The organism is Streptomyces sp. CoH27 (genome assembly GCF_020181035.1).
GTDB lineage: Bacteria > Actinomycetota > Actinomycetes > Streptomycetales > Streptomycetaceae > Streptomyces > Streptomyces camelliae.
In genome coordinates this window covers 65,560-92,058 of the sequence record NZ_JAIQYY010000008.1, presented here as the reverse complement: position 1 = coordinate 92,058, position 26,499 = coordinate 65,560, and the positions used below count along the sequence as shown (strand labels likewise).

General features: G+C 71.6%; 26 protein-coding genes and 1 pseudogene. 14 read left to right on the top strand and 13 right to left on the bottom strand.

The annotated features are described in order from the left end of the window. The first annotated feature begins 351 nt into the window (after window positions 1-351). Window positions 352-3,588: an AfsR/SARP family transcriptional regulator gene (locus LE548_RS14565; protein ID WP_225097246.1), complete on the top strand. Its 3,237-nt coding sequence runs from the start codon at window positions 352-354 to the stop codon at window positions 3,586-3,588. 7 nt (window positions 3,589-3,595) lie between these two features. Here LE548_RS14565 and LE548_RS14560 read toward each other — a convergent pair whose 3' ends face one another. The 4 genes from LE548_RS14560 to LE548_RS14545 all read right to left on the bottom strand — a co-directional run bounded on the left by LE548_RS14560 (window position 3,596) and on the right by LE548_RS14545 (window position 7,642). Further along, window positions 3,596-5,296, bottom strand: coding sequence for a bifunctional 3'-5' exonuclease/DNA polymerase (locus LE548_RS14560; RefSeq protein ID WP_225097245.1), 1,701 nt, complete (start codon window positions 5,294-5,296; stop codon window positions 3,596-3,598). A gap of 284 nt (window positions 5,297-5,580) precedes the next feature. Beyond that, window positions 5,581-6,351 (bottom strand): Clp protease N-terminal domain-containing protein, encoded by a 771-nt coding sequence (locus LE548_RS14555; RefSeq protein WP_225097244.1) that lies wholly within the window; start codon window positions 6,349-6,351, stop codon window positions 5,581-5,583. Between the two features lie 70 nt (window positions 6,352-6,421). Then, a complete protein-coding gene (locus LE548_RS14550; protein ID WP_225097243.1) occupies window positions 6,422-7,048 on the bottom strand; it encodes a LysE family translocator in 627 nt (208 codons plus the stop codon). A 66-nt stretch (window positions 7,049-7,114) separates the two neighbouring features. Further along, window positions 7,115-7,642, bottom strand: a complete 528-nt coding sequence (locus LE548_RS14545; RefSeq protein WP_225097242.1) for an ArsR family transcriptional regulator — start codon at window positions 7,640-7,642, stop codon at window positions 7,115-7,117. A gap of 56 nt (window positions 7,643-7,698) precedes the next feature. Between LE548_RS14545 and LE548_RS14540 the strand changes: the two genes are divergently transcribed. Both LE548_RS14540 and LE548_RS14535 read left to right on the top strand, forming a co-directional pair. Further along, window positions 7,699-8,622, top strand: coding sequence for a S41 family peptidase (locus tag LE548_RS14540; protein WP_225097241.1), 924 nt, complete (start codon window positions 7,699-7,701; stop codon window positions 8,620-8,622). Window positions 8,623-8,803: 181 nt separating this feature from the next. Beyond that, the gene (locus tag LE548_RS14535; RefSeq protein ID WP_225097240.1) at window positions 8,804-9,910 is read left to right on the top strand and encodes a DUF2786 domain-containing protein; all 1,107 of its coding nucleotides are present in this window, start codon (window positions 8,804-8,806) and stop codon (window positions 9,908-9,910) included. A gap of 8 nt (window positions 9,911-9,918) precedes the next feature. Here LE548_RS14535 and LE548_RS14530 read toward each other — a convergent pair whose 3' ends face one another. From LE548_RS14530 to LE548_RS14520, 3 genes are all read right to left on the bottom strand, one after another. Continuing rightward, complete coding sequence (locus tag LE548_RS14530) at window positions 9,919-10,440, bottom strand: DUF4232 domain-containing protein (protein ID WP_225097239.1); 522 nt, start codon at window positions 10,438-10,440, stop codon at window positions 9,919-9,921. 202 nt (window positions 10,441-10,642) lie between these two features. Next, window positions 10,643-11,119, bottom strand: coding sequence for a hypothetical protein (locus LE548_RS14525; protein ID WP_225097238.1), 477 nt, complete (start codon window positions 11,117-11,119; stop codon window positions 10,643-10,645). Between the two features lie 161 nt (window positions 11,120-11,280). Then, window positions 11,281-13,245: a zinc ribbon domain-containing protein gene (locus LE548_RS14520; RefSeq protein ID WP_225097237.1), complete on the bottom strand. Its 1,965-nt coding sequence runs from the start codon at window positions 13,243-13,245 to the stop codon at window positions 11,281-11,283. A 225-nt stretch (window positions 13,246-13,470) separates the two neighbouring features. On the opposite strand from LE548_RS14520, the gene LE548_RS14515 reads away from it, so the two are divergent. From LE548_RS14515 to LE548_RS14500, 4 genes are all read left to right on the top strand, one after another. After that, a complete protein-coding gene (locus tag LE548_RS14515; RefSeq protein WP_225097236.1) occupies window positions 13,471-13,845 on the top strand; it encodes a VOC family protein in 375 nt (124 codons plus the stop codon). A gap of 7 nt (window positions 13,846-13,852) precedes the next feature. Next, window positions 13,853-14,200 carry a helix-turn-helix transcriptional regulator gene (locus tag LE548_RS14510; protein WP_225097235.1) on the top strand — a complete coding sequence of 116 codons (348 nt, stop codon included), beginning with the start codon at window positions 13,853-13,855 and terminating at the stop codon, window positions 14,198-14,200. After that, on the top strand, window positions 14,197-14,673 hold the full coding sequence (locus LE548_RS14505; protein WP_225097234.1) for an SRPBCC domain-containing protein: 477 nt from the start codon (window positions 14,197-14,199) through the stop codon (window positions 14,671-14,673). Before LE548_RS14510 ends, LE548_RS14505 begins: the two co-directional genes overlap by 4 nt. Window positions 14,674-14,852: 179 nt before the next feature. Next, the gene (locus tag LE548_RS14500; RefSeq protein WP_225097233.1) at window positions 14,853-15,125 is read left to right on the top strand and encodes a DUF397 domain-containing protein; all 273 of its coding nucleotides are present in this window, start codon (window positions 14,853-14,855) and stop codon (window positions 15,123-15,125) included. Window positions 15,126-15,228: 103 nt separating this feature from the next. Here LE548_RS14500 and LE548_RS14495 read toward each other — a convergent pair whose 3' ends face one another. Continuing rightward, window positions 15,229-15,768: an ATP-binding protein gene (locus tag LE548_RS14495; protein ID WP_225097232.1), complete on the bottom strand. Its 540-nt coding sequence runs from the start codon at window positions 15,766-15,768 to the stop codon at window positions 15,229-15,231. A 345-nt stretch (window positions 15,769-16,113) separates the two neighbouring features. Between LE548_RS14495 and LE548_RS14490 the strand changes: the two genes are divergently transcribed. The 5 genes from LE548_RS14490 (at window position 16,114) to LE548_RS14470 (ending at window position 19,850) form a co-directional block, all read left to right on the top strand. Beyond that, window positions 16,114-16,938 (top strand): helix-turn-helix transcriptional regulator, encoded by an 825-nt coding sequence (locus LE548_RS14490; RefSeq protein WP_225097468.1) that lies wholly within the window; start codon window positions 16,114-16,116, stop codon window positions 16,936-16,938. Window positions 16,939-17,084: 146 nt separating this feature from the next. Then, a complete protein-coding gene (locus LE548_RS14485; RefSeq protein WP_225097231.1) occupies window positions 17,085-18,548 on the top strand; it encodes an aldehyde dehydrogenase family protein in 1,464 nt (487 codons plus the stop codon). Between the two features lie 57 nt (window positions 18,549-18,605). Beyond that, window positions 18,606-18,869, top strand: a complete 264-nt coding sequence (locus LE548_RS14480) for a type II toxin-antitoxin system prevent-host-death family antitoxin (protein WP_225097230.1) — start codon at window positions 18,606-18,608, stop codon at window positions 18,867-18,869. After that, window positions 18,866-19,117, top strand: a complete 252-nt coding sequence (locus LE548_RS14475) for a type II toxin-antitoxin system RelE/ParE family toxin (RefSeq protein ID WP_225097229.1) — start codon at window positions 18,866-18,868, stop codon at window positions 19,115-19,117. Before LE548_RS14480 ends, LE548_RS14475 begins: the two co-directional genes overlap by 4 nt. Window positions 19,118-19,208: 91 nt before the next feature. Continuing rightward, the gene (locus LE548_RS14470; protein WP_225097228.1) at window positions 19,209-19,850 is read left to right on the top strand and encodes a PadR family transcriptional regulator; all 642 of its coding nucleotides are present in this window, start codon (window positions 19,209-19,211) and stop codon (window positions 19,848-19,850) included. Window positions 19,851-19,869: 19 nt separating this feature from the next. Here the strand turns inward: LE548_RS14470 and LE548_RS14465 are convergent, their stop codons facing one another. Further along, window positions 19,870-21,279 carry a glutamate decarboxylase gene (locus tag LE548_RS14465; protein ID WP_225097467.1) on the bottom strand — a complete coding sequence of 470 codons (1,410 nt, stop codon included), beginning with the start codon at window positions 21,277-21,279 and terminating at the stop codon, window positions 19,870-19,872. Between the two features lie 36 nt (window positions 21,280-21,315). Beyond that, a pseudogene (locus tag LE548_RS46480) lies at window positions 21,316-21,493 on the bottom strand (ion channel protein); the annotation flags it as partial. Between the two features lie 306 nt (window positions 21,494-21,799). Here LE548_RS46480 and LE548_RS14455 point away from each other — a divergent pair. Then, window positions 21,800-22,561: a MerR family transcriptional regulator gene (locus LE548_RS14455; protein ID WP_225097227.1), complete on the top strand. Its 762-nt coding sequence runs from the start codon at window positions 21,800-21,802 to the stop codon at window positions 22,559-22,561. A gap of 126 nt (window positions 22,562-22,687) precedes the next feature. Here LE548_RS14455 and LE548_RS14450 read toward each other — a convergent pair whose 3' ends face one another. Next, complete coding sequence (locus LE548_RS14450; RefSeq protein WP_225097226.1) at window positions 22,688-23,056, bottom strand: YbjQ family protein; 369 nt, start codon at window positions 23,054-23,056, stop codon at window positions 22,688-22,690. A 156-nt stretch (window positions 23,057-23,212) separates the two neighbouring features. Here LE548_RS14450 and LE548_RS14445 point away from each other — a divergent pair, with 156 nt between their 5' ends. After that, window positions 23,213-24,145 (top strand): DedA family protein, encoded by a 933-nt coding sequence (locus LE548_RS14445; protein WP_225097225.1) that lies wholly within the window; start codon window positions 23,213-23,215, stop codon window positions 24,143-24,145. Window positions 24,146-24,151: 6 nt separating this feature from the next. On the opposite strand, the gene LE548_RS14440 is transcribed toward LE548_RS14445, so the two are convergent. Continuing rightward, window positions 24,152-25,807: a threonine/serine exporter ThrE family protein gene (locus tag LE548_RS14440; protein WP_225097224.1), complete on the bottom strand. Its 1,656-nt coding sequence runs from the start codon at window positions 25,805-25,807 to the stop codon at window positions 24,152-24,154. Window positions 25,808-25,927: 120 nt separating this feature from the next. Then, complete coding sequence (locus tag LE548_RS14435) at window positions 25,928-26,419, bottom strand: inorganic diphosphatase (protein ID WP_029381130.1); 492 nt, start codon at window positions 26,417-26,419, stop codon at window positions 25,928-25,930. Window positions 26,420-26,499 lie beyond the last annotated feature (80 nt).

Below are 26,499 nucleotides of genomic sequence, written 5' to 3'. Positions count from 1 at the left end.
CGGGGCCCCTGCGTCCCCGGATCCAGCCTGCGGCGACACTCCCCCGAGTTACGCGATACACGCGCGCGCCGTGGGGCCGGATCCGATGGAAATGATCACATCAGGCCCCACCAACGGACCGCTAACATGTGGCCAACGGTTCGTCGGCAGGTCGCGCACCGGTTGGCCGGAACTTGCCGAGCGTACGGGACACCGGTCGTCGGACAGGCCGGTCCTGGGGCCGGGGCGCAGGGCAGAAGGTGGCGGGAAACCGCCCTGAACAGGGCGGATTTCGGCCAGGGAACGGCGGGCGAGCGCCCGCGGCGGAGCACGGTCGGACCCGACCGCGCAGGAAGGCAGTGGAGCGGCGTGATGCGGCGGTACGAGCTGCGGTTCGGACTGCTGGGGCCGCCGGTCCTGTACGACCGACCGCCGTACGAGATCTCGTACGTGCCCTCGATCGAGACCACAGCCGGCTCCTTGGCCGGCAGCTTTGACGACACCCCCGAGGACGGTGTCCGCGCCCTCGGCAGCCCCAAAGTGCGTGCCTTGCTCGCCGCGCTGCTGCTGGAGGCGGGCCGGGTCGTGTCGGTCGAGTCGCTGAAGGACGCCCTGTGGGGCGGGGCACCGCCCGTCTCCGCGCAGGCCAGCCTGCACAACCACGTCACCCGGCTGCGCCGGCTCCTTGACGACCCCGAGCGGCTCAGGGCCGTACCGCCGGGGTATGTGCTGCGCGTCGATCACGGAGAGCTGGACGTGCACGTCTTCGACGCCCTGGTCGCCGAGGCGCGGGCCGCACACGCCCGCCGGAAGTGGCCGGATGTCGTACGGGCGTGCACGGCCGGGCTCGCGCTCTGGCGCGGCACCCCGCTGAGCGGGCTCCCGGCCGACTTCGGCGGTTACGCCCTGGTGCAGCGCCTGGAAGAGGCCCGGATGCTTCTGCTGGAGTGGCGCTACGACGCCGAACTCGCGCTCGGCGGCGCACGGTTGGCCGCGCTCGCGCCGGAACTGGCGGCGCTCGTCGCCGAGCATCCGCTGCGCGAGGCGTACCACCGTCAGCTCATGCTGGCCCTGCACCGCACCGGCCGCCAGGCCGAGGCGCTCGCCGTCCACCGCGACCTGCGCGCCCGCCTGATCGACGAGCTCGGCATCGAGCCGGGTCCGGCGGTCCGGGAGGCGCATGTCGAGGTGCTGCGGGAAAGCGGCGCGGAGCGGCAGCCGGAGGCCGGGGAAACGCCCCGTCAGCAGCCGTACGACCAGGACGGGTCGGTGTCGGACGGCGAGGAGGAGCGCGCGGACGGGCGGCCGGAGGAGGGCGGGCCGGCCGTGCGGAAGCCCCCGCGCCCGGCCCAGCTCCCCGCTCCGCCGGCGCACTTCACGGGGCGGGCCGACGCGCGCCGTGAGCTGCGGCAGGCGCTCACCGAGCCGCCCGCTCCGGCCCCCGCCATCGCCGTGATCAGCGGCATGGCGGGCGTCGGCAAGAGCGCGCTCGCGCTGTATGTCGCCCATGAGTTGAGGGAACGTTTCACCGACGGTCAGCTCTACGTCAACCTGCACGGCGCCACCCCCGGCATGACCCCGCTCACCGCCACGCAGGCCCTCGCCGCCCTGCTGCGGGATCTGGGCGTCGAGCCCCGGAATGTCCCCGAACACCCGGATGCCGCGGCGGCGTTGCTCCGCTCGCTGTTCGCTCCGGCCCGCATCCTGCTGGTGCTGGACGACGCGGCGAACGCGGCCCAGGTACGGCCCCTGCTGCCGGCCGGACCCGGCTGCGCCGTGATCGTCACCAGCCGCTCGCCGCTGACCGCCCTCGACGGTGCCCGGCGCTTCCCGCTGACCCCGCTGACCGGCGAGGACAGCGCGGCGCTGCTGCGCGCGGTGAGCGGCCGGGAGGGACTGGACGCCGGGCACGCGCTGGTCGAGCTGACCGGCCGGCTCCCGCTGGCGCTGCGTGTGGTCGCCGCCCGGCTCGCCGCACGCCGTGCCCTCACCCCCGAGGTACTGGCGGGCCAACTCGCCGAGACCGGCGGCCGCTTGCGTCACCTGGAGTACGACGACCTGAGCGTCCGGCGCTCCCTGGCCGTCGCCCACGACGCGCTCGCCGCCGCGGAGCGTGAGGCCGACCGGGACGCGGCCCTCGCCCTGCGCCGCATCGGCGCGCTCGATCTGCCGACCTACGGCGCCCCCCTGATCGCCCGGCTCACCGGCACCGACGCACGCCGCGCCGAGGCCGCCCTCGACCGCCTGGTCGACGTCGCCCTCCTGGAGGAGACGGCCTACGGCCGCTACACCCCCCACGACCTGGTCCGCGACTTCGCCCGCGAACTGGCGGACCTGGGGCGGGGTGACGGGGGCGGCATGCGGGACGGCCGGGCGGACTCGGGGCCGGGGGAGGACGGGGAGCGGGGTGCCGTCGGCCGGGGCGGCACCGGGGCCACCGTGGCTGCCGCCGACGTGGCCGGTGACCCCGATCTCCTCGCCCTGCGCTGGTATGCCGCTGTGGCCGAGCGGATGCTTGAGGTGGTGGTGGAGCCCGGGCTCGATCTGGAGGACCGGCGGCGGGCGACCGCGGCGCAGCCGGTCGAGCATGCGGCCGACGTGGCGGAACTGGGGTCCTTCGAGTCCGCCGAGGTGGCCTTCGCCTGGGGTGAGGTGGAGCTGGAGAACGTCGTCGCCCTGGTGGAAAGGAACGCGGACACCGTCGACCCGCGTCGGGCCGCCCATCTGTCGGTGCTGGTGCGGCTGCTCTTCCCCTACGTCCAGCGCGGCGGCCGCGTCGCCGAGATGGAGGTGCTGGGGCGGGCCGGGCTCGGGGCGGCGCGGCGGCTCGGGGACCCGGCGGCCGAGGCGTACGCGCTGGGCGACCTCGCCGGGCTGCACTTTCTGACCGGCCGGCAGAAGGACGCCCTCGCCCTCACCGACCAGGCCCTGGCGATCTGGCGGCGGCTCGGCACGGCCTCCAGGATCCGGCGCTGTCTGAACAACCGCGGGCTGCTGCTGGAGGGGCTCGGACGGTTCGCGGAGTCCGGGGAGGCCCTGCGGCAGAGCCTCGCGTACTCGCGGCAGCTGAACGACCCCTACGGCGAGGCCGTCACCCGCAGCCACCTCGGCAACCTCTACGAGCACACCGATCCGCGCGCCGCCATCGAGCAGCACCGGCGCTCGCTGGCCATCGGGGACGCGATCGGCGCGGTCATCGTGCAGCACTCGGCGCACTGCAACATCGGCTACGCCCACCTCACCCTCGGCGAACCGGCCGCGGCCGCCGAGCACTTCGAGGAGAGCCTGCGCATCCTCGGCGGCGCCGGCGACTGGCACGGCGAGTCGCAGACCCGGCTCGGGCTGGTCCGCGCGCTGCGGCAACTCGGGGAGACCGAGCGGGCGGGCGGGGAGTGCGCCGAGCTGCTCCGGCGGGCCGACGCCCGCGCCGACCGGTACATCGGCGGTCTCGCCCGGCACCAGCACGGGCTGCTGCTGCGCGAGCGGGGGCGGCGGGCGGAGGCGTACGACACCTGGCGCGCGGCGCTCGCGGCGCTGGACGGCACGGACGAGCAGACGGTGCTGGGCGAACTGCGCGCGCTCCTCGCCGATCATCCGACCGGCCCCTGATCCGCGCTCACTTGGCGTCGGCATAGCACTCCACCACCGCCGTCGTGAACGGGAACCGCACCGGTGTCTCCCCGAAGGTCAGCCGTCCGGCGAGGTCGGCCGAGGCGCTGATGGCCCGCACGACGGTGTCGGCCTCCTCGGCGGGGCAGTGCACGATCACCTCGTCGTGCTGGAAGAAGACCAGCTCGGCCTTGAGATCCGCGCAGGCTCTGCGGAGCGCGGCGAGCATCAGCAGGGCCCAGTCTGCGGCGCTTCCCTGGACGACGAAGTTCCGCGTGAAGCGGCCCCGCGCACGGGAGTTGGCGGAGGCGTAGCCGGGGACCCAGCCCTGGCCGTCCGCCGTCGGCGCCTCGCCGTCGTCCTCCCCGAGGGGGATGCCCGCCTCCTCCGCCGCGTCCTCCCCGGACCTGGCGGCCGGCGGGCAGGTCCGGCCCAGCCAGGTGCGCACGAGCCGGCCCTCCTCGCCCGCGCGGGCGGCCTCGTCGACGTAGGCGACGGCCTTCGGGAAGCGGCGGCGCAGCGCGGCGAGGTTCTTCAGGCCGTCGCCGGAGGTCTGGCCGTAGACCGCGCCGAGCACGGCGAGCTTGGCCTGGTCGCGGTCGCCGGAGAAGACGCGCTCGGAGACGGACTGGTAGAGGTCGCTCTCGCGGCCGGCCACCTCCATCAGGCCGGGGTCGCGGGAGATGGCGGCGAGCACGCGCGGCTCCATCTGGTCGGCGTCGGCCACCACCAGCCGCCAGCCGGGGTCGGCGACCACGGCCCGGCGGATCACCTTGGGGATCTGCAGTCCGCCCCCGCCGTTGGTCACCCAGCGCCCGGTGACCGTGCCGCCGGCGAGGAACTCGGGGCGGAAGCGGCCGTCGCGCACCCAGTCCTGGAGCCAGGACCAGCCGTGCGCCACCCAGATGCGGTACAGCCTCTTGTACTCCAGCAGGGGTGCGACGGCCGGGTGGTCGACGGACTGGATCTCCCAGCGGCGGGTCGAGCGCACCTTGATCCCGGCCTGTGCGAAGGCCTTGATCACATCAGCGGGCAGGTCGGGACGCACTCGGCGGCCGAAGGCGGCGGACACCTCGTCGGCCAGCTCGGCGAGCCGGCGCGGCTCGCCCCCGCCCGCGTACCGCTCGCCCAGCAGGCCGTGCAGCAGCTCGCGGTGGACCTCGGCGCTCCACGGCAGACCCGCGTGGTTCATCTCGGCCGCCACCAGCATCCCGGCCGACTCGGCCGCCGTCAGCAGCCGCATCCGGTCGGGGTGGGCCGCCCGCTCGTGGCGCCGCAGCTGGTCGGCGTAGACCGCGAGGAGGTCGGTCAGGGGCAGCCGGGCGGCCGTGGGCTCGAACAGCGGGGACTGGGCGCCCGGTTCGGCCGCGCGCAGCGGCGGGTCGGGCGGTACGGGGCCGCCCCGGAGGCGGGCCAGGGCGGCGGCGGCCGAACGCGGCTCGCCGTGCCGGCCCTCATGGCCCAGCAGGAGTGTCTCGGCGTCCTCGATGTCGTAGCACCGGTCCACTCGCACCCCCGTGGCGAGCAGACGCGGATAGACCTCGGGGGTGGACCGCCACACCCAGCGCGTCACCTCCGGGCGGCTCCGCACCGCCCCGGCGAGATCACTCTCCCGCCGCACCGGCCCGGCGGGCAGCCCGTCCGGGCCGAGGGGGGCGACGTCCACGCCACCGTCCTCGGCCGGAGCGAGCGCCCACCGGTCGGTCATGAGTGCGAGTCTGGCACCCGGGTCTGACAATCGCCCTGACCTGCGGTTCGAGTCGCGGAAGGGGCGTGCCCGGGCTCGCGGATCGGCCACCGGCCGCGCCCCGCGAACCGGCCTCAGCCGTCCCATGGGCCCGCCGGCTCGGTGGGTCGACGAGCCCGCTGACTCGGTGGTGCGCCCCGCCGGTTCCGTGGTGCGGCGGGCCCGCCGGCTCGGTCGTCGGGCGGGCCCTGCCGGCTCGGTCGTCGGACGGGCCGCCGACCGAGCCGTCCGATGGATCCGGCGGCTCAGTCGTCCGAGGAGGCCGGCTCGTCCGGCGTCTCCCCGATCGCCGCCTTCTGCTGATCCACCAGCAGTGACAGCACCTTGGCGACGTACTTCTCGGTGTCGGCCTTGGTGATGCCGAGGCCGCTGAGGACGCCCTCGCCGTTCTCCTGCTCCAGGAGCGCGAGCAGGATGTGCTCGGTGCCGATGTAGTTGTGGCCGAGGCGCAGGGCCTCGCGGAAGGTGAGTTCCAGGGCTTTCTTGGCCTCGGGGCCGTAGGGGATCAGGTCGGGTACGTCCTCCGCGGCGGGCGGGAGCGCGGCCGTCGCGGCCTGCCGTACGGAGTCCAGCAGGACGCCCTGCTCGACGATCGCCCTGGCCGCCAGGCCCTCCGGTTCGGCGAGAAGGCCGAGGACCAGGTGCTCGGGACGGCCCTCGGGGTTGCGGGCCGCCACCGCCTCGTTGTGCGCGGACACGACCACCTGCCGCGCGCGCGGGGTGTAGCGGCTGAAGCCCTGGCTGGGGTCGAGATCGTTGGACTCCTTCGGCACGAACCGCTTCTGCGCCGCCTGCCGGGTCACGCCCATGCTCTTGCCGATCTCGGTCCAGGACGCGCCGGAGCGGCGGGCCTGGTCGACGAAGTGGCCGATCAGATGGTCGGCCACGTCACCGAGGTGATCGGCGGCGATCACCGCGTCCTGGAGCTGGTCGAGGGGTTCGGGGTGAACCTTCTTGATGGCCTCGATGAGGTCGTCGAGGCGCACGGATGCCGTGATGTTCGGGTTGGTCGCCATGTGTCAACCGTAGGTTGCACCCCCTGGACTGTCAACCGATGGTTGACAGTCGAGTTTTCCTGTGGACTGATCACTTCGGAGTGGCCACCAGTCGCACCGCGAGCCCCGTGAACACCGTCCCGCTGAACCAGTCCAGTCCCCGGGCCACCCGCCGACTGCGCCGCAGCAGCGAGGCGAGCTTGCCCGAGAGCAGCCCGACCGACCCGTCGACCATGACGCCCATCAGCGTGATCGTGCACCCCAGGACGAGGAACTGCTCGCGCACGTGCCCCAGTTCGGGGTTCACGAACTGCGGCAGGAAGGAGACGTTGAAGAGGATCACCTTCGGGTTGAGGAGGTTGGTGACGGCTCCTCGCCAGAACGCCCGTCGGCGTCCGTGTTCCGGCGCCGCCTCCGTCTCCCCGGTGCCGCCGTCTCCGCGGAACGCCCTGAACGCGAGGAACAGCAGATAGGCCGCGCCGGCCCAGCGCAGCGCGTGATACAGCGTCGGCAGGGTCAGGAACAGCGCCGACAGCCCGAGCGCCGCGGCGACCGTGTGCACGAACATCGCGCAGGCCACCCCGACGGCCGCCGTCAGCCCGGTCAGGGGTCCGCCCCGGCCGCCCACCGCCACGATGAACATCATGTCGGGTCCCGGGGTGACGCAGAGTGCGAAAGCGGCGATCAGGAACGCCGCGTAGAGAGACATGTCCACCATGCGGCCATGCTCGGCACCGGCACGCGCGCGTAGGGGGGAATTCCAGGCTCTGAGACGCCGGCCGGCTCAGGCCCGCTCCTGTTCGTACATCACCACCAGCACACCGTGCACCGGCTGCTCCGGACCGTCCTCCTGTGCGCCGTCCACCAGCTCCGCCAGTGTCTCGCGCAGCCGCCGCGCCCGCTCCGGGGTCAGCCGCAGATGGCGCAGGCTCAGCAGGTGCTCGCCGGGGGAGCGGTCGACCTCCTGGGCGACGGCGTTCAGCAGTGCCGCGCGGTCGGCCGGGCGCGGCTCGGCGATCCGCAGGCGCCGCCCCGTGCGCCGGTAGCGGTGCTCGGTGCCGCCGCGGACCGTACGGGTCTCGGCGATGTGCACGAGCCCTGCCGTGTGCAGCGTCTTCAGATGGTGCGCCACGCTCCCCTTGGCCACGCCGAGCCGCACCGCCAACTGGCTGATGGTGGCGGCTTCGTGGGTCAGCGCGAAGAGCAGCCGCTGGCGTAGGGGATGGGCGAGCGCGGCGAACTGCTCGGGCGCGGAGATGTCCAGCACGCCGTCGGTGCCGGTCTCGCCTCCGGGTGTGTCCCGTTCCGTCATGGGCCAAGCGTCTAATTATCTTGACGCTTTCGCAAGTCCGCTGCTCTACTGCCGCCATGACGACACCGACGCAGACTCCCGTCCCAACTCCCGCCTCTGTCGCCGACGTTCCCGCGGTGGTCGAGGAGACCGCCCGTCTCGTCACCGAGCACTACGTCTTCCCGGAGGTCGGTGAGCGGCTCGCCGCGCTGCTGCGCCGTCGGCTGGCCGAAGGGGTGTACGACACCGCCGCCGCCGAGGAGCTCGGCGCGAGGGTGACCGAGGACCTCCAGTCGGAGAACGGCGATCTGCATCTGCGCCTGAAGTACCATCCCGAGCCGGTCCCGCAGGAGCAGGGCGAGGCCGCTCTGGCCGCCATGCGTCGCCGGTTCGACGCCTCTCTGGGCGGCGTCCCGCGCGTGGAACTGCTGGCCGGCGGGACGGCTCTGCTCGAACTGGCCCCCTTCCTCTTCCCGCTCGCCTGGGCGGCCGAGCCGCTCTCGGCGGCGCTCACCCTGGTCTCGCGCGCGGACCGCCTGATCCTGGACCTGAGAGGGAACCGCGGCGGCGATCCGGAGACGGTGGCCTTCGTGTGCAGCTACCTGCTGGACGAGCGCGCGCATCTGAACACCCAGTACGCGCGCGTGGGGGAGCGCTACGACCAGTTCTGGAGCCTGCCGTACGTCCCGGGCGCCCGCTTCGGCGGCACCAAGCCGGTCTCCGTGCTCACCAGCGGGAACACCTTCTCCGCCGCCGAGGAGCTGAGTTACGACCTCCAGCAGCTGGGCCGGGCGACGATCGTGGGGGAGACCACACGAGGCGGCGCGCACCCGCGCGAGGGCTGGACCGTGCACCCGCACCTGGAGGCCACGATCCCGGTCGGCCGCTCGATCAACCCCCTCTCCGGCACCAACTGGGAGGGCACGGGCGTCCGCCCCGACGTCCCCTGCCCGGCCGACACGGCCCTGGAGTGCGCCCTGCGGCTGGCCTCCGGCGCCTGACGCGGCACCGGGCGGCGCACGGCTGAGGGGATCACTCCGTAGCCCTCCTCCCGAACCCGGACAATCCCGCCCACTACCGTGGTCCCGCCGGCGCGTGGAGGCGGCCTGCTCCCGGACAGCTGTCCACAGGCTGTGGACGGCGCTCGGCGCGCTGTCGGGGGCGCATGGCACGATCGATGGCGTGACCAGCACTGCCAGCACCGTCGAGCGGGCCTTCCGGGCCGCGCTGTACGACGACACCGACACCGGCCTCGACACGGGCGCCTCCCTGCTCGCCGCCGACCCCGCCGCCGAGGCCGAACTCGCGCGGCGCGGCGAGGAGTTCGTCGCGGCGGCCTGGCAGCGCGGCTGGCAGCCCGCCGATGTCGTACGACTGGTGCGGCGCGAGCTGGAGGACGGGCACGTACGCCTGGCCGCCGAGCTGATCCGGGCGCAGTCCGGGCGGGACCGCCCGCGCGGGCGCCGCTGGGCCGCCCAGCTGGCGGAGCTGCCCGAAGGCCCCGCGCGCGAGGCCGACCGCTTCGCGCGGGCCACGACCGCGCTGGAGCTGTACCGGCTGCTGCTGCGCCTGCCCGCCCTGGAGCCGCTGGAGGAGCCCCGCCGTGCGGCCGGCCCAGGCACCTCCCGGATGCTCGCCCGGATCCGCGCGCTGCTCGCCAAGGCCGAGGCGACCGGGTATCCGGAGGAGGCGGAGGCGCTCAGCGCCAAGGCGCAGGAGCTGATGGCCCGGCACAGTGTCGACGAGGCGCTGCTCGCCGCCGAGGCGCCCGCCCCGGACACGCCCGGGGCCTGCCGGATCGGGGTCGAGCCGCCGTACGAGCAGGCCAAGGCGGTCCTGCTGGACGCCGTGGCGGGCACGAACCACTGCCGCGCGGTGTGGAACGAACCGCTGGGCTTCTCCACGGTCGTCGGCTTCGAGGCGGACCTGGAGGCGGTCGAGCTGCTCTACACCTCGCTACTGGTGCAGGCCACGCACGCGATGACCAAGGCCGAGGCGGCGCAGCGGGCGGGCGGCCGCAAGCGGACCAAGACCTTCCGGCAGTCGTTCCTCGCGGCCTACGCCCACCGGGTCGGTGACCGGCTCGCGGCCGCCGCCGAGACGCAGGTCAGCCAGGATCTGCTGCCGGTCCTGGCCACCAGGGAGACAGCCGTCACCCACCGCCTGGAGCGCATGTTCCCCGAGACGACCACGACCCGGCTGCGCGGGGTGAGCGACGCGGCCGGGTGGACGGAGGGCGCGCGAGCGGCGGACCAGGCACAAGTCAGATCCCGCCCCCGGCTTGAGTGAGCGGAGCGTCAGTCGCCGACCTGCTGGAAGGCGCTCACCGAGGCGTTCGGGCCGCTGCCCTGGAGTGCGACGGGTCCGTACGACCAGGGGAAGCTGCGGGAGGCGGTGGTGCCGGGCAGGGTGATCTTCACGGTCTTCGCGTCGAGGCTGGTCTTGTCGCCCGCCTTGCCGCGCACATAGGCGATGGTGAAGCTCGCCGAGTCGCCCTTGTTGAGCTTCAGCTTCTGGGCCTGGGCGCCCTTGAGGACGGGCACCTTGGCCTCGGTGCCGCCGGCGCCGAGCACCACGCCGGCGAAGTCGTCCAGGGTGCAGGGGGCGCTCTGGTTGGTGAGGCTCACAGGAATCTCGCCCGTGTCACCGGCGCCCGGAGCCACGCTCGCCGACCCGGTCTGCACGGAGACCTTGCCGATCTCGCAGGCCGAACCGCTGTTGCCGCCGCCGCTCTTCTTGCTCCCGCTCCCGCCGCCGTTGCAAGCGGTCAGCAGCAGGGCGGCGGCGAGGGCGGTGACGGTGAGCGGAATGGCGCGCATGAGCAGGTCCCATCGAGGTCGTGACGGTGTTCCTGCATCATGGCGCCTGCGTCGCGGCCCCGTTCGCCCACCCCTCCGGAATCACCGCTTCAGGTGGGCCGGGCGGCCAAGGGCGACGCCACGGCTGACGCGGACGTCAAGGGACCGGCCGGGGCGCCACCCCGGCCGGCTCACCGCGCCGGCTTCACCGCCGTGACGGACGTCACTTCTTCTTGAGGTGAGTCGGCCGCGGCGACGGCAGCGTGCCGCCGTCCGCCTTGCTGTACGTCTCCTGCCCGGTCTTGCCCGACCAGGTCACCTTCAGGGACTTGGCGTCGACCGAGTCGACCATGCCGGTGACCCGCTCCTTGTTGCCGCCGGGGCAGGTCAGGTGGATCATCTGCATCCCCGTCTCCTCGCGCGCGACGCCCTGGCACCACACCTTCTCGCCGGTGACGAAGAGCCCGGCCTTCTTGCCGCTGATCACCAGGGCCACGATCTTGCCGCCGCTCGTGGTGAGCCAGCTGCCCTGGAGCTTGCCGGATGCGCCGGACGGCGTTGCGGAGCCCGAGGCCGAGGTGGCAGGCCTGGTCGCGCTGGGCGTGGTCTTGGCGGCGGTCTTGTCGCTGCCGCTCCCGCTGCACGCGGTCAGCGCGGCGAGCGCGCCCACCACGCCGACGGCCACGGCGGCGGTCCGCACCCTTGCAGTCGCAACGCTTGCAGTCGCAGAAGTCACCGGAAAGCTCCCAAGCTCAGGCGGTAGCGGCCGACCGCCCCGTACGGACCGGCCCGCAGCAAACTACCAGCCGTCGCCAAGAGGAATTTCGCCTCCAGGCAGGAATCCGTTGTGAGCGTCTCTGATCAGCTAAGTGATCCCATGTGGACCGTAGGGTCCGGCGTGGGTTCTGCCCATCTGGGCGGGGCGGCATGAGCGTGGAGGTGGAATCCCGCGCCCAGTGCTGCTCCGCGTGGCCGGTGGCCGATGGGGGGTGTGCTGATCGTGGTCACGCCCTGGTGCCGGTGGGCTGCGCGGGGCAGCCGCATCCGGTCCGTTGCTGCGTGTCCCTCCGGACGCTGGCCAGCCGGACCGTGGGGCCTGACTGGGGAGGGAACCCCGCGTCGCCTGGGCGCGGGGCGGTTGGTTCGTGGCCGGGTGGGGCCGGTCTTGGACCGGTCCGTCCGGCTGGTCTTCGGGGTGGCCGTGATGACGGCCTTGGCTTCCATCGTGTCCACCACGGCGCGGATCAGCATGGCACCGCTGGTGCGATCCACCACGGTCCTGGCCTGGTGGGCGAGTCCGCGTGCTGCGATACGTCGCCAGGCTCCCTGGTCGCGGTCGCCCTGCCAGCCGCAGGACTGGGTGGGACAGATGGCCCACTTCCAGCCGGACGCGGTGGGCCGGTCAGGGGCCTTGCGGTGGCGGAGCGGGGTGAGGCAGTGCGGGCAGTGCTTGGACGTGTTGCGCGGCGGCACCGTGACCACGGCGATGCCCGCTTCGGCAGCGACGTGCCGCATGCGGTCGGCGATCTGCCCGCGCACGGTCTGGGACAGGCGGGTGTTGTGGGTACGGCCCATGCCCCCGGCTTCCATCGACCGCAGGTCTTCCAGGTAGATCACGCTCGCCCCGGCCGCGACAGCCTGGTCCACGGCCCAGCGGGCAGCGGACCAGGCCAAGGCGTCGTTGAGGTTCGATCGGCGCTCGGAGATGCGGCGGATCTCCTCGCTCAGCACTCCCGCCTTGGTCTTCAGCCCGGGGTCGGCGAGCCGGGTGTACTGGTCGGTCTTTGCGTGCAGGTGCTCAAAGTTGCGGCGCAGCCGGTACTGCTTGGCCAGCACCCCAGCGGCGCGGAACTGCGCGCCCGCGCCGAGGGCGGTTGTCCGCCCTGCCTCGTGGAGTTGTACGGCCCCGGCGGACAGCAGGGTGTTCAGACCCCAGTCCACGCCCAACGCCACGGTGCGCCCGGTGCGCTGGGTCGTGGGAACGGCATGGGTGTAGGAGAGATCAGCCCGCACCTTCCCGCCGACGATCCGCAGAGTCGGCAGGTGGATGACCGCGTTCGCCGGAACGGTCGGCGGTAGCGTGATCGGGCAGGCGACCCACGACCAGTCCCGGTATGCCTGGGGGTCGGGGCGGGTGGGCAGCTGCAAGCGCAGCAGCACCCGCCGTGGTTCGGCCTCGGAGCGTTCGATGGTGGCCTGCTGCCCGTCACACGCAGACAGCAGCATCATCCGGGTCACACGCGCAGTGGATTCCAGCTCGAACACATCGGCAGGGAGACGGCCGTGCCCTTGCTCGAACGTGGCGACCTGCCGGGTCCGGGACCGGATGATGCTGGCCGGCAGGAACTCACCGTCCGGTATCGCCCCGCGCACCTGCTCCCACTCCTGGGCGGTGCGCTTCTTCGGATCAGCGGGCCACGCGGCCAGGATCCCGGCAACGAGGTCGGCCCGCCACTTCACCGACCGCAGTGCACGCCCAGCCTGCTCCTGGGCCATGCGTACGATCCGGTCATTGACCCGAACGCCCTCGGGCGGGGCGACGGTCCAGCCCAGACGCCGCAGCGCCATCCACGCGTTCGACGGCAGCGCCCGACCCGAAGCATCCACGCCAGCGGCCAGCGCCTCCACATCGGCCGTGTTCCAGCGCGCGGCCAGCAGCCCGGCGACCATGCCGCACACCAGATCGGCCGCCCACCCGACCCGCTCCGCGAGCACGGCGGCCGGCAGCACCTCGCCCGTCTTCTCCACCACACCCGTCCGCAGCAGACCACGGGCACAGGCGGTACGGGCGGTCACGCCTCCGCCGAGCGGCACTCTCCGGCTCACCGGCCCCCCTTCCCGCACCCGTGATGCTGTCATCCGATCAACGACAGACCTGCGGAAAGGTCACACATTCGATCCGCGCACTCACATACGACACCGGTAGCCCGCGCTGTGCGGCGAGCCAGTCGGCGGCCGGAGACGACAGCCGCGGTGACACTGGTCACCCGCTATAGGTAGGTATTTCTCTACGCTTGACTGGTAGGGAAATACCTACCTAACTTCGTGTTCATGAACATCAGGCACGCTTCCTTTGTCACGCTCCCCGTCGCTGACCTGGACCGGGCCCTGCGCTTCTACCGTGACGCCCTCGGCTTCGAGGTCACCGCCGATCTCCAGATGCCGCCGGGACGCTGGCTCCAGGTCGCACCCGAAGGGGCCCAGACCGTCTTCACGCTCGCCGGCCCGGGGATGGGCGATTTCGAGCCCGGCTCCGCGCGGGGGATCATGTTGGTCACGACCGACGTCGACGCGGACTGTGCCCGGCTCACCGCGGCCGGGATCCCTGTGCAGGGCCCGGACGAACTGCCCTGGGGCCGCATGGCCTCCTTCACGGACCCCGACGGCAACGGTCTGATGCTGCTGACGGAGAAGGAAGGCTTCTGAGCACGCGATGAACGGGACCGGTACGGCCGCAGAGGACCGCGTCTTCGCCGCGCTCGCCAACGCCACCCGCCGCGAGGTGCTGCGGCTGTTGCGCGAGCGCGGGCCCCAGCCGGTCCAGGCCCTCGCCGACCACTTCGACATGCGCCGCCCGAGCCTCTCGGAACACCTCAAGGTGCTCCGGGAGGCCGGTCTCGTCTCCGAGCGCCGCTCCGGGCGGCAGCGCATCTACCGCCTCCAGGCCGCCCCGCTCGCCGAGGTGCAGGACTGGCTCCATCCGTACGAGCGGTTCTGGCGCGAGCAGTTGCGAGGGCTCGGCGATCTGCTCGACCGCATGCCCGACGATGACCAGCCATGAGTACCGAACCCCACAGTGACGACGCCGACGACCTGACCACCGTCCGCGTCGATCAGTTCTTCCCGCACCCGCCCGCCAAGGTCTGGCGCGCACTGACCGACCCCGAGCTGCTCGCCCGGTGGCAGATGCCCGGGGCCGAGGGCTTCCGGCTGGAGGTCGGGCATCGGTACCGGATGACCTCCGTCCCGCGTCCCAACGCGGGCTTCTCCGGGGTCGTCGAGGTGGAGGTGCTGGCGTACGACACCGAGCGGACGCTGTCCGTCCGCTGGGCGGATGCCGATCCCGCCAATCCCGCCGACTGGACGATCACCTGGACCCTGGAACAGGAAGGGCGCGGAACGCGTCTGTTCCTTGTGCACGAGGGATTCGATCCGGACGACCCGGCTCAGCTGATGGCGCGGAAGATCATGGGTGGGGGTTGGCGGGGGCATGTCCTGCCTGCTCTGGGGCAGACGCTGGAACAGCTTCCCTGACGCAGGCGTCCCGCCCACGCTCTCCGACGGTAAAGCGAACGTCAAAGCTGTAACCGGGGGAACACCCCGCGTGCACGTGCATTTGCTCACGCATCTGCACGTGAACAAGGTTATGATCCGGGTCAGTTGACTACAGCATCTATGGCCACACCAGCCAGTGCACCACCGGGGAGCGACCTGTGGACCGCGACGTTGACGGCGTGTACGGGGGGTACGACGTGTACAACGGCATGGCTGCCACGCAGCTGGAGGGCAAGGTGGCCTGGCAGAAGAGCAGGCACAGCAACTCGCAGGGGTCCTGCGTGGAGTTCGCCCGGCTGCCGGGCGGTGACGTCGCCGTACGCAACTCGCGCTTCCCGGACGGGCCCGCGCTCGTCTACACGCGCGCGGAGATCGAGGCCATGCTCCTCGGCGTCAAGGACGGCGAGTTCGACCACCTGATCGTGAGCTGACGCGAGGATGCCGCAGCCCGCCCCTGTGGCAACGATGTCGGGGCCGGCGTACGCGAGGCCGCAACGCGCGTAGAAATCGCGCGTCCGTCGGTGCCGTACCGCGTCAGCCCGTCGTCCGGAGCCGGAACATCGCCCAGACGACCTTGCCGTCGAGGGTGCCCGCGAGCGGGTGCCAGCCCCAGCTGTCGGCGAAGGAGTCGACGAGGAACAGCCCGCGCCCGGACTCGGCCGAGAAGTCGTCCGACTCGCGCGGGGCCGGGGTCTCGTGGCTCGGGTCGCGCACCGCGCACACCAGCCGCTCGGACCAGCGCATCAGGTGCAGCCGTACGGCGGCCCCGTGCGCGGGAGTGCCGTGCGGCGCGGCTCCCGGCGGGCAGGCTCCGTGCTCCGGGCGTCCCGGGCCGGCCGGCACCGCGTGGCGCAGGGCGTTGGTGACGAGTTCGGAGACGACCAGGCATATGTCGTCGAAGCGGTCGCCGACGTCCCACTGGCCGAGGGTCGCGCGGGTGAAGCGGCGCGCCTCGCGCACCGCTTCGTAGCGGGCGGGCAGGGCGCACGAGGCGGCATCGGACACGGCCGCGGGGTCCAGCGGCGGAAGGCCCTGCCGTAACGGCTTGAGCATGGTCGATCCATTCGTTCCCATGCGAGGCACTCCCGGGAATTCGCGGTCGTTGCGATGCAGCGGTGGCGCGGCACCATGGTTTCGGATGCGCAGAGCAGATGCAAGGGCAGATGCACGTGCACGCGACCGAAATGGCAGTGCCCGTACCGCTTCTTGGCCATTTTTTCTGCCATCTTCAAGCCGTTCAGCGCCAGTGGTCCGGACCTCTTCCCGGTGGCGACCAGGCAGAAACGGCCGAGCTCTTTCCGTTTCCGTAACCGGATGAGTACTGCGCGAAGCGTTTTAGTGGCAGACTGCGGGCCCTGAAGACGGTTGGGGAGGCTGGCGAACGTGAGCGCGGGAGAGCCCGGATCGGTGGTGCGGCGGATGCTGCTCGGCTCGCAACTCAGGCGGCTGCGTGAAGCACGGGGGATCACGCGCGAGGCGGCGGGATACTCGATCCGCGCCTCCGAGTCGAAGATCAGCCGGATGGAACTGGGCCGGGTGAGCTTCAAGGTCAGGGACGTCGAAGACCTGTTGACGCTGTACGGCATCACCGACGAGGCGGAGCGCCAGTCGCTGCTCTCCCTCGCGCGCGAGGCCAACGTGGCGGGCTGGTGGCACAGTTACACCGACGTCCTGCCCAGCTGGTTCCCCACCTATGTGGGCCTGGAGGGTGCCGCCTCGCTGATCCGTGTCTACGAGGTGCAGTTCGTCCACGGCCTGCTGCAGACCGAGGAGTACGCGCGCGCGGTGGTCCGGCGCGGCATGAAGGGCGCGAGCCCGGACGACGTCGAACGCCGGGTCGCCCTGCGCCTGGAGCGGCAGCGGCATCTGTTCGCCGCCGACGCCCCCGAGTTCCACATCGTCCTCGACGAGGCCGCCCTGCGCCGCCCGTACGGCGACCGCGAGGTGATGCGCGGCCAGCTCCAGCACCTCATCGACGTCTCCGAGCGGCCGAACGTACGCCTCCAGGTCATGCCGTTCAGCTTCGGCGGGCACTCCGGCGAGAGCGGCGCCTTCACCATCCTCAGCTTCCCCGACGCCGACCTGTCCGACGTGGTCTACCTGGAGCAGCTGACCAGCGCCCTCTATCTCGACAAGCGCGAGGACGTCGCCCAGTACGAGCAGGCGCTCAAGGAGCTCCAGCAGGACAGTCCGGGGCCCGACGAGAGCCGGGACCTGCTCAGGGGACTGCTCCAGCTGTCCTGAGGGGTTTCCCCGGGCTGTGCCAAGGGGTTTCCCTGAGAGGTCCCTTGTTCTTGAGGCGTTTCCTTCAACTCACTTGAAACACAAGTACGATGACGTGTGATCAGACCTGGCGTAGATCTGGTGTCCGCTAGCGATTGAGGGATCACATGGCGTCGTCCTACTTCAGCGACCTGGCCCAGCAGTACATCGACGGCGAGTGGCGTCCGGGCACCGGCTCCTGGGACGTCATCGACTTCAACCCGTACGACGACGAGAAGCTGGCCTCGATCACCGTGGCCACGGTCGACGAGGTGGACCAGGCCTACCGGGCCGCCGCCCGCGCCCAGAAGCAGTGGGCCGAGACCAACCCCTACACCCGGCGCGCCGTCTTCGAGCGGGCGCTGCGGCTGATAGAGGACCGCGAGCAGGAGATAGCCGACCTGATCATCGCGGAGCTGGGCGGCACGCGCGTGAAGGCCGGTTTCGAGCTGCACCTCGCCAAGGAGTTCCTGCGCGAGTCGATCCACCTCGCGCTGCGCCCCGAGGGCAAGATCCTGCCCTCCCCGGGTGACGGCAAGGAGAACCGCGTCTACCGGGTGCCGGTCGGCGTCGTCGGCGTGATCAGCCCCTTCAACTTCCCCTTCCTGCTGTCGATCAAGTCGGTCGCCCCGGCGCTCGCGCTCGGCAACGCCGTCGTCCTCAAGCCGCACCAGAACACCCCGATCGCGGGCGGCACCCTGATCGCGAAGATCTTCGAGGAGGCCGGGCTGCCCGGCGGCCTGCTCAACGTCGTCGTCACCGACATCGCCGAGATCGGCGACGCCTTCATCGAGCACCCCGTCCCGAAGGTCATCTCCTTCACCGGCTCCGACACGGTCGGCCAGCACGTCGCGACCGTCTGCGCCAAGCACTTCAAGCGCTCGGTGCTCGAACTGGGCGGCAACAGCGCGCTGGTGGTCCTGGACGACGCCGACATCGACTACGCGGTGGACGCGGCGGTCTTCAGCCGGTTCGTGCACCAGGGTCAGGTCTGCATGGCCGCCAACCGGGTCCTCGTGGACGCCTCCGTCGCCGAGGAGTTCACCGAGAAGTTCGTCGCCAAGGTCCGCTCCCTGAAGACCGGCGACCCGCGCGACCCGCAGACCGTCATCGGCCCGGTGATCAACTCCCAGCAGGCGGCCGCCCTGTCGGGCACCGTCGACCAGGCGATCGCCGAGGGCGCGACGGCCCTGGTGCGGGGCACCACGGAGGGCAACCTGGTGGCGCCCAGCGTGCTCACCGGCGTCCCCGCCGACTCCGCGCTGCTCCAGCAGGAGATCTTCGGCCCGGTCGTCTTCCTCATCCCGTTCGACGGCGAGGAGGAGGCGGTCCGCGTCGTCAACGACACCCCGTACGGCCTCAGCGGCGCCGTCCACACCGGTGACATCGAACGGGGCGTCGCCTTCGCCAAGCGGATCGACACCGGCATGTTCCATGTGAACGACGGCACGGTCCACGACGAGCCGCTCGTGCCGTTCGGCGGCGAGAAGCACTCCGGTATCGGCCGTCTGAACGGTGAGACCACGCTGGAGGCCTTCACCACGATCAAGTGGATCTCCGTCCAGCACGGGCGCAGCGGCTTCCCGTTCTGACCGGCTTCGCTTTCAGCAGGGCCCCCGCGGACATGCATCCAGCTGCACACTAGGTGCATGTCCGCCAGGTATCCCATTGCCGAGGCCAGGGGCAAGCTCGGTGAGCTCGTCCGCCGGGCCGCCCAGCACGAGCACATCACGTTGACCGACCGCGGCGTGCCGGCGGCCGTACTCATCTCGCCGGCCGAGCTGGAGGATCTTGAGGACGCCCTCGCGCTCGCGCGCCTGGAGCGTGATCGCGCGCTCGGTCGCGCCGGACAGCCCGTTCCGCACGACGAGGCACGCCGCGCGCTGCTCCAGGCTGGCGGGCGGGGCGAGTGACCTGGGAGGTCCTGTGGGAACCGGCCGCTCTGGACGCGGCCACAGGGCACCTCAAGCACGACCCCCGGGGCGTCGACGACCTGCTCCGGGCCGCTGACCACCCTGCCGATGCCCCTCGGCCCGAAGGCCCCCGCGCCTGGGTCGTCGATCATCGCCGACTGCACCATGGACCCTGGCGCATCCTCTACCGCATCGACCCTGAGGCCCGCACGATCCACATCGAGCACGTCGGGCGCCGGGAGACCTGACCGGTACACCGGCCACGGCGCCCTGGAGCAGGCCGGACAGCAGCGGGCCCTGGAGCGGGTGGGGCGGCGGTACGGCAATAACCTGGACCGCATGTCAGCGATCCGTCTTCTCGTGCTGGGCGCGGTCCGCCAGCACGGGCGGGCCCACGGCTACCAGGTGCGCGGCGACCTGGAGTACTGGGGCGCGCACGAGTGGTCCAACGCCAAGCCGGGCTCGATCTACCACGCCCTGAAGCAGATGGCCAAGCAAGGGCTGCTGCACGCGCACGAGATCGCGCCGTCCACGGCGGGCGGCCCGCCGCGCACCGAGTACCAGCTGACCGAGCAGGGCACCGAGGAGTACTTCGCCCTGCTGCGCGACGCGCTGGTCACCTACGACCAGCGCGGCGACATGAAGACGGCGGCCATCGGCTTCATGGTCGACCTGCCCCGGGCCGAGGCCGTGGCGCTGCTGAAGGAGCGCACGCGCCGGATCGAGGCGTGGCGGGCCTCGGTGACCGAGCACTACGTGCCCGAGGAGGGGCCCGGCCGGCTCGGTCACATCGGCGAGATCATGAACATGTGGGTCCACACGGCCGACTCCGAGGCGGAGTGGACCCAGGGCCTCGTCGAGCGCCTGGAGAACGGCGCCTACACCTTCGCCGGCGAGGGCGAACCGTTCGTCGGCGTGCTCGCCGAGGGCGAGGAGAACCCGTACGCGACGGGGGAGCGGCACCCGGAGGACGACCGCTGACCGGAACCCGTCGGCAGCCCTAGTGATGGAACCCGGTCGCCGACTCCTTGTCCCGGGTCAAGGGGTGCGGCTGGCGGCGCAGTTCGGGCAGCAGGCGGGTCAGGTCGGCCAGGAACAGGTCCGCCAGGTCGTGCGAGAAGCCGTTGCGGCACACGACCCGCAGCACGGACAGGTCCTCGCGGTTCGCCGGGAAGGTGTACGCCGGCACCAGCCAGCCGCTCTCGCGCAGCCGCCGGGAGACGTCGAAGACGTCGTACGACGTGATGCCGTCGGCCGTCGTGAACGCGAACACCGGCAGTTCGTCGCCGTGCGTGAGCAGCCGGAAGTCGCCCAGCTCGGCGATGCGCCGGGCCAGCGAGGTCGCCACGTCCCGGGTCGACTGCTGGACCGCCCGGTAGCCGTCGCGGCCGAGCCGCAGGAACGTGTAGTACTGCGCGACCACCTGCGCGCCGGGCCGGGAGAAGTTGAGAGCGAAGGTCGGCATGTCGCCGCCCAGGTAGTTGACCCGGAAGACCAGCTCCTCGGGCAGCGCCTCCTTGTCCCGCCACAGCGCCCAGCCGACGCCCGGGTACACCAGGCCGTACTTGTGCCCGGAGGTGTTGATCGAGGCCACGCGCGGGAGGCGGAAGTCCCACACCAGGTCCTCGTCCAGGAAGGGCGCCACCATCCCGCCGGACGCGCCGTCCACGTGCACCGGGATGTCGAGCCCGGTGCGCTCCTGGAGGGCGTCCAGGGCCGCGCACAGGTCGGCGATCGGCTCGTAGGAGCCGTCGAAGGTCGAGCCGAGGATGCCGACGACCCCGATGGTGTTCTCGTCGCACAGCTCGGCGGCGGCCTGCGGGTCCAGATGGAAGCGGTCACCCTCCATCGGGACCAGCCGGGCCTCCACCTCCCAGAAGTTGCAGAATTTCTCCCAGCACACCTGGACGTTGATGCCCATGACGAGGTTCGGCCGTGCCGCGCCGGGGTAGCGGTCCGCGTTGTGCTTCGCCCAGCGCCGTTTCAGTGCCATGCCCGCGAGCATGCACGCCTCGCTGGACCCGGTCGTCGAACAGCCCACCGCCGCCGCCGGGTCGGGCGCGTTCCACAGGTCGGCGAGCATCGCCACGCAGCGCCGCTCCAGCTCGGCCGTGCGCGGGTACTCGTCCTTGTCGATCATGTTCTTGTCCCGGCACTCCGCCATCAGCACCCCGGCCTGCGGCTCCATCCAGGTGGTGACGAACGTGGCCAGGTTCAGGCGGGAGTTGCCGTCCAGCATCAGCTCGTCGTGCACCAGCTGGTACGCCGTGGACGGGGCGAGCGGGCCGTCCGGGAGCCGGTGCGTGGGCGGGGCCTCGGTCATGCCGCCGACCGGATTGGCCTCGCCGTAGAACGGGTTGACGGACATCGCCCGCTGCTGATGCTGCTCGGGACCTTTGTGCAGGGCCATGGAAACGTGCCTCCAGGAGTTTCCGGGAAGGTGTCGGCGGACCGGGGTGCCGTCCGGCCGCCCTTGCATCTGCGGACGTCCCGTCACCAGCGGCCAGGCCGGCGGCGAGGCGACACACAGCAGGGTGAATGCCCAGGACGCCCGTCGCCACGCCCGGCCCGGGATGCACGGCCGGAACGAGCGCATGGGCGGCGAGACCCACTGCCGTACCGAGAACAGCGTCATGACCGCCGAGCCCCGCCGGCGCCCCGAGCGCGACCCCGTCGGCCGGCAGCGGCCTCCACGGCGACGGCGGGCAGGATGAACGGCAGCAGCGCCCGTGCCGGGGCCGTGGGAGCGGTCGGGGGCGGCTGCCGCGCGGTGTCCTGGGCCACGCGATCACCATAAACGCAATAAACCGGACTAAATGTGCGCAACATTCGTAACAGCCCCGCACCACGTCCGGCGCGGAAACCGGCTTGCACCTCACGTGACGTGAGGCCTCAGCGTGGAGGCCGTACCGACGACAAGGAGCGGAAAAGTGAGCTACTCCGTGGGACAGGTCGCGGGGTTCGCCGGGATCACGGTGCGCACCCTGCACCACTACGACGAGATCGGCCTGCTCGTGCCCGGCGAGCGCACGCACGCCGGGCACCGGCGCTACACCGACGCCGACCTCGACCGGCTCCAGCAGATCCTGTTCTACCGGGAGCTCGGCTTCCCGCTCGACGAGGTCGCGGCCCTGCTCGACGACCCGGCGGTGGATCCCGGCGCACACCTGCGCCGCCAGCACGACCTGCTCACCGCCCGGATCGAGAAGCTGCAGAAGATGGCCGCGGCCGTGGAGCACGCCATGGAGGCACGCACGATGGGCATTCAACTCACCCCCGAGGAGCGGTTCGAGGTCTTCGGGGACAAGGACCCCGAGCAGTACCGCGACGAGGCGGAGGCGCGCTGGGGCGACACGGAGGCGTACGTCGAGTCGCAGCGCCGCGCCGCCACCTACACCAAGGAGGACTGGAAGCGGATCAAGGCCGAGGTCGACGACTGGCAGGAGCGGTACGCCGCCCTGGTGGCCGCCGGTGCGCCCGCGACCGGTGAGGCCGCGATGGACCTGGCCGAGGAGCACCGGCAGCACATGACCCGGTGGTACTTCGAGGTGCCGTACGAGCTGCACCGGTGCTTCGCGGAGATGTACGTCTCCGACGAGCGCTTCAAGGCGTACTACGACTCCATGGGGCCGGGCCTCGCCGAGCACCTGCGCGCGGCGATCCTGGCCAACGCCGACCGCCGCACCTCCTGACCGGACCGCACCTCCTGACCGGACCGCACCCTCTGACCGGACCGCACCCTCTGACCGGACCGCACCTTCTGCCCGGTCCCGCCGGTCCCGCCGGTCCCGCCGGTCCCGGCCCGGGTGTGTGCGAGGTCACTCCGCCCGGGCCAGGACGACCGCCGTGCCGTACGCGCACACCTCGGTGCCCACGTCGGCGGCCTCCGTCACGTCGAAGCGGAACGCCAGCACGGCGTTGGCACCACGCGCGCGTGCCTGCTCCACCAGCCGTTCCATGGCCTGGTTGCGGGTCTGCACGAGCGTCTTGGTGAGCCCCTTCAGCTCGCCGCCGATCATCGACTTCAGCCCGGCGCCGATCTGGCTGCCCAGGTGGCGCGAGCGCACGGTGAGCCCGAAGACCTCGCCGATCACCTGCTGCACCCGGTATCCGGGCACGTCGTTCGTCGTCACGACCAGCACGTCCGGCTGGGGCCCCTGGCCGCCGCCGTAGTCTTCGAGTCCCATGAGTCACAGCTTTCTCTCCGTTGTCCCACAGCGCATCCTGGAGCCGCCGGTGGAACCTGGGGTGGTCACTTCACGTTGATAGCTTTGGGCGGCACCACAGGGAAGTACGCCGTTCAGCCGCCGCACCCGCCTTCACGCCTTCAGGAGCCCGGACCCGTGATGACACTCGCCCTCGGCCCGAGCTGGCTGGACCCCAACACGATGCTCGACAAATTCGGCATCTGGGGTCTGCTGCTCGTCGTCTTCGCCGAGTCCGGCCTGCTCATCGGCTTCTTCCTGCCCGGTGACTCGCTGCTGTTCACCTGCGGCCTGCTGATCACCTCGCATCAGCTGCACTTCCCTCTGTGGGGCGCCGTCGGCCTGATCTGCCTCGCCGCGATCCTCGGTGACCAGGCCGGCTACATGTTCGGCAAGAAGGTCGGCCCGTCCCTCTTCAACCGCCCCGACTCCCGCCTGTTCAAACAGGAGAACGTCACCAAGGCGCACGAGTTCTTCGAGAAGTACGGCCCGAAGTCCCTGGTCCTGGCCCGCTTCGTGCCCGTGGTGCGTACGTTCACGCCGATCATCGCCGGCGTCAGCGGCATGAAGTACCGCTCGTTCCTGATCTTCAACGTCATCGGCGGCACCCTGTGGGGCGCGGGCGTCACCCTGCTCGGCTCCTGGCTCGGCAACATCACCTTCGTCAAGAACAACATCGAGGCGATCCTGATCCTGATCGTCCTCGTCTCGGTGGTCCCGATCGCGATCGAGTTCCTGCGCGCCCGTGGCAAGGAGAAGAAGGCCGCCGCCGCCCGCCCCGAGCCGCGGCCCGTCCCCCAGCAGCAGCCGGCGTACCAGCACCAGCCGGCTCAGCCGGTCATGGACGACGCGACGACGCAGCTGCGCCGCATCGAGCCGGAGCCGCAGCAGCCGTACGCCTACCAGCCCCAGCAGCAGCCCTACCAGCCCCAGCAGCAGCCGTACCAACCCCAGCAGCAGGACCAGCAGTACTGGGACCAGGGCTACGACAACCAGTACTACGACCAGGGGCAGTACCCGCAGCAGCAGTACGACCAGAACGGCTACCCCTACGACCACCGCCGGCAGTAGAGCCCCTCAGAAACCCCGGGTCCGCTTGGCCGCACGGCGCTTCCCGGGGGAGCCGACCCGCAGGAACAGCCGGAAGATCTCCGAGCCCAGGTTGACCCCGATGGCGATGGCCATGGCCAGCGACGCCGCGTTGGCCAGCGACACCAGTCCCTTGTCCACCTGGTTCTGGGCCATGTTCAGCAGCCCGAAGTACGTCGCGGAGCCGGGCAGCAGTGGACCGATCGCCGCTGTCGTGTAGGGCAGCGCGGACGCGAAGCGGTAGCGGGACAGCAACTGCCCGAACAGGCCCACCAGCCCCGCCGCCACGGCGGTGGAGGCCACCGGCGAGATGTTCCCGACGTAGTGCATCGCGCCGTACACCGACCAGGCCACGCCCCCGTTGAGGGTCACCCAGAGCACGGTCGAACGTTCCTGCTGGAGCAGGACCGCGAAGGTCAGCGACAGCACCATGGACGCGGCGATCTGGATCAGCGGCCGTTCGCTGATCTGGAGACCCGCTTCCGGGTTCAGCTTCCCGCCGACCTTCACGCCGAAGTACAGGACGACCAGCACCCCGGCGACGATGCCGACGAAGAAGTACAGGACTTCCAGCAGGCGGGCCGCGGCGGTGATGTAGAAGCCCGTCAGACCGTCCTGCACGCCCGCCACCAGCGCCCGTCCGGGCAGCAGCGCGAACAGTCCACCGGTGACCACGGCGGACGCCTTCACATCCACATCGGCCAGCGCGAACGCCACTCCGATCGCGGCGGGCGGCATCGCAGCGACCGTGAACTGGTAGAACTCCGGCAGCCCGCGCCCGGCGCACAGCCAGGCCAGCCGGTCGCCGAGCATCGCGCCGAGGGCCGCCGCGACGAACACGATCAGATCACCGCCGACCAGGATGGAGGCCGCGCCGGCCAGCACCCCGCTGGCCAGCGTCAGCGCCCAGCCGGGGTAGGGGTGCCGGTTGCGGCGGATCTCGGCCAGCCGCCGGTAGGCCTCCTCCAGGGAGACATGCGTCTCCGGGTCCGTCAGGTCGTCCACCAGCCCGAACACGGCCTGCAGACGGGTGTAGTCGGTGCCCCGGCGCCGTACCGTCCGCGACGCCGTGACCGGGTCGTCCACCAGGGACGGCTGGTGCGAGATCGACAGCAGCGTGAAGGTGACGTTGGGTTCGCAGCGGTCCAGTCCGTAGGAGCGGCACACCGCGAACATCGCGGTCTCCACGTCCTCCGCGCCCTCGCCGCCCGCCAGCAGCAGCTCGCCGATACGCAGCGTCAGGTCGAGCACGCGTGGAACCGCCGGGCCCTCCCCCTCGGTCCGCTGCACGGCCTCCGGCGCCGGCCGCTCGGTCACCGGCATGCGCAGCATCGTGCGCATCCGGTCCTGCCAGGGCGCGTCCTTGATCAGGCTGACCAGGGGCACCCCGGCGGCGGGCGTGAAGGCGGCCGGTGCGTGCTGGGCGCTGTAGACGCTCGGGGTCGTGAACGCCGACACCTCCGGCTCGGCGGCCGGCGGCTGCGGCGCCTCAAGGCCCTCCGGCACGGCGAACTCGGACGTGGTCTCCGGCTCACCGTCGCTCTCGGGGACTTCGATGCCCTCGGGAATGGCGAACTCGGACGTGATCTCCGGGTCGTACCGCGCCTCGTCCGACCGGGGCTTGCGGTCCTCCGCCTCCGTCACCTCGCACCGCTCCCTGAACGACACCTTCCGTCAGCCTCAGTATGCGCATGCGCAGGCGCCGGACACACAAACGGGCCGCACGCGTGCGCGTGCGGCCCGTTTCGCCGGGACAGGCTCGGCTCAGTGGCCGCCCTGCTCCTTGAAGCGCTTGTAGGACCGCTCGATCTCGGCCTCGGCGTCCGTGCGGCCGACCCAGTTGGCGCCCTCGACCGACTTGCCGGGCTCCAGGTCCTTGTACACCTCGAAGAAGTGCTGGATCTCCAGGCGGTCGAACTCCGACACGTGGTGGATGTCGCGCAGGTGCTCCACGCGCGGGTCGGTGGCCGGAACGCACAGCAGCTTGTCGTCGCCGCCCGCCTCGTCCGTCATGCGGAACATGCCGATCGCACGGCAGCGGATCAGGCAGCCCGGGAAGGTCGGCTCGTCCAGGATGACCAGCGCGTCCAGCGGGTCGCCGTCCTCGCCGAGGGTGTTCTCGACGAAGCCGTAGTCGGTCGGGTAGGCGGTCGAGGTGAAGAGACGACGGTCCAGGCGGATCCGACCGGTCTCGTGGTCCACCTCGTACTTGTTGCGCGAACCCTTCGGGATCTCGATCGTGACGTCGAACTCCACCGGTGGCTCCTCCATGATCAGCACATAGTTCTGGTGGTTAAGTGTCCCTCACGCAGGTGTGTGATCGCGAAAGGGGCTGG

Coding starts and splice junctions, on each gene's coding strand:
- LE548_RS14565 (WP_225097246.1), top strand. CDS start 352: ATGCGGCGGTACGAGCTGCGGTTCGGACTGCTGGGGCCGCCGGTCCTG.
- LE548_RS14560 (WP_225097245.1), bottom strand. CDS start 5,296: ATGACCGACCGGTGGGCGCTCGCTCCGGCCGAGGACGGTGGCGTGGAC.
- LE548_RS14555 (WP_225097244.1), bottom strand. CDS start 6,351: ATGGCGACCAACCCGAACATCACGGCATCCGTGCGCCTCGACGACCTC.
- LE548_RS14550 (WP_225097243.1), bottom strand. CDS start 7,048: ATGGTGGACATGTCTCTCTACGCGGCGTTCCTGATCGCCGCTTTCGCA.
- LE548_RS14545 (WP_225097242.1), bottom strand. CDS start 7,642: ATGACGGAACGGGACACACCCGGAGGCGAGACCGGCACCGACGGCGTG.
- LE548_RS14540 (WP_225097241.1), top strand. CDS start 7,699: ATGACGACACCGACGCAGACTCCCGTCCCAACTCCCGCCTCTGTCGCC.
- LE548_RS14530 (WP_225097239.1), bottom strand. CDS start 10,440: ATGCGCGCCATTCCGCTCACCGTCACCGCCCTCGCCGCCGCCCTGCTG.
- LE548_RS14515 (WP_225097236.1), top strand. CDS start 13,471: ATGAACATCAGGCACGCTTCCTTTGTCACGCTCCCCGTCGCTGACCTG.
- LE548_RS14510 (WP_225097235.1), top strand. CDS start 13,853: ATGAACGGGACCGGTACGGCCGCAGAGGACCGCGTCTTCGCCGCGCTC.
- LE548_RS14505 (WP_225097234.1), top strand. CDS start 14,197: ATGAGTACCGAACCCCACAGTGACGACGCCGACGACCTGACCACCGTC.
- LE548_RS14495 (WP_225097232.1), bottom strand. CDS start 15,768: ATGGGAACGAATGGATCGACCATGCTCAAGCCGTTACGGCAGGGCCTT.
- LE548_RS14490 (WP_225097468.1), top strand. CDS start 16,114: ATGCTGCTCGGCTCGCAACTCAGGCGGCTGCGTGAAGCACGGGGGATC.
- LE548_RS14485 (WP_225097231.1), top strand. CDS start 17,085: ATGGCGTCGTCCTACTTCAGCGACCTGGCCCAGCAGTACATCGACGGC.
- LE548_RS14480 (WP_225097230.1), top strand. CDS start 18,606: ATGTCCGCCAGGTATCCCATTGCCGAGGCCAGGGGCAAGCTCGGTGAG.
- LE548_RS14470 (WP_225097228.1), top strand. CDS start 19,209: ATGTCAGCGATCCGTCTTCTCGTGCTGGGCGCGGTCCGCCAGCACGGG.
- LE548_RS14465 (WP_225097467.1), bottom strand. CDS start 21,279: ATGGCCCTGCACAAAGGTCCCGAGCAGCATCAGCAGCGGGCGATGTCC.
- LE548_RS14450 (WP_225097226.1), bottom strand. CDS start 23,056: ATGGGACTCGAAGACTACGGCGGCGGCCAGGGGCCCCAGCCGGACGTG.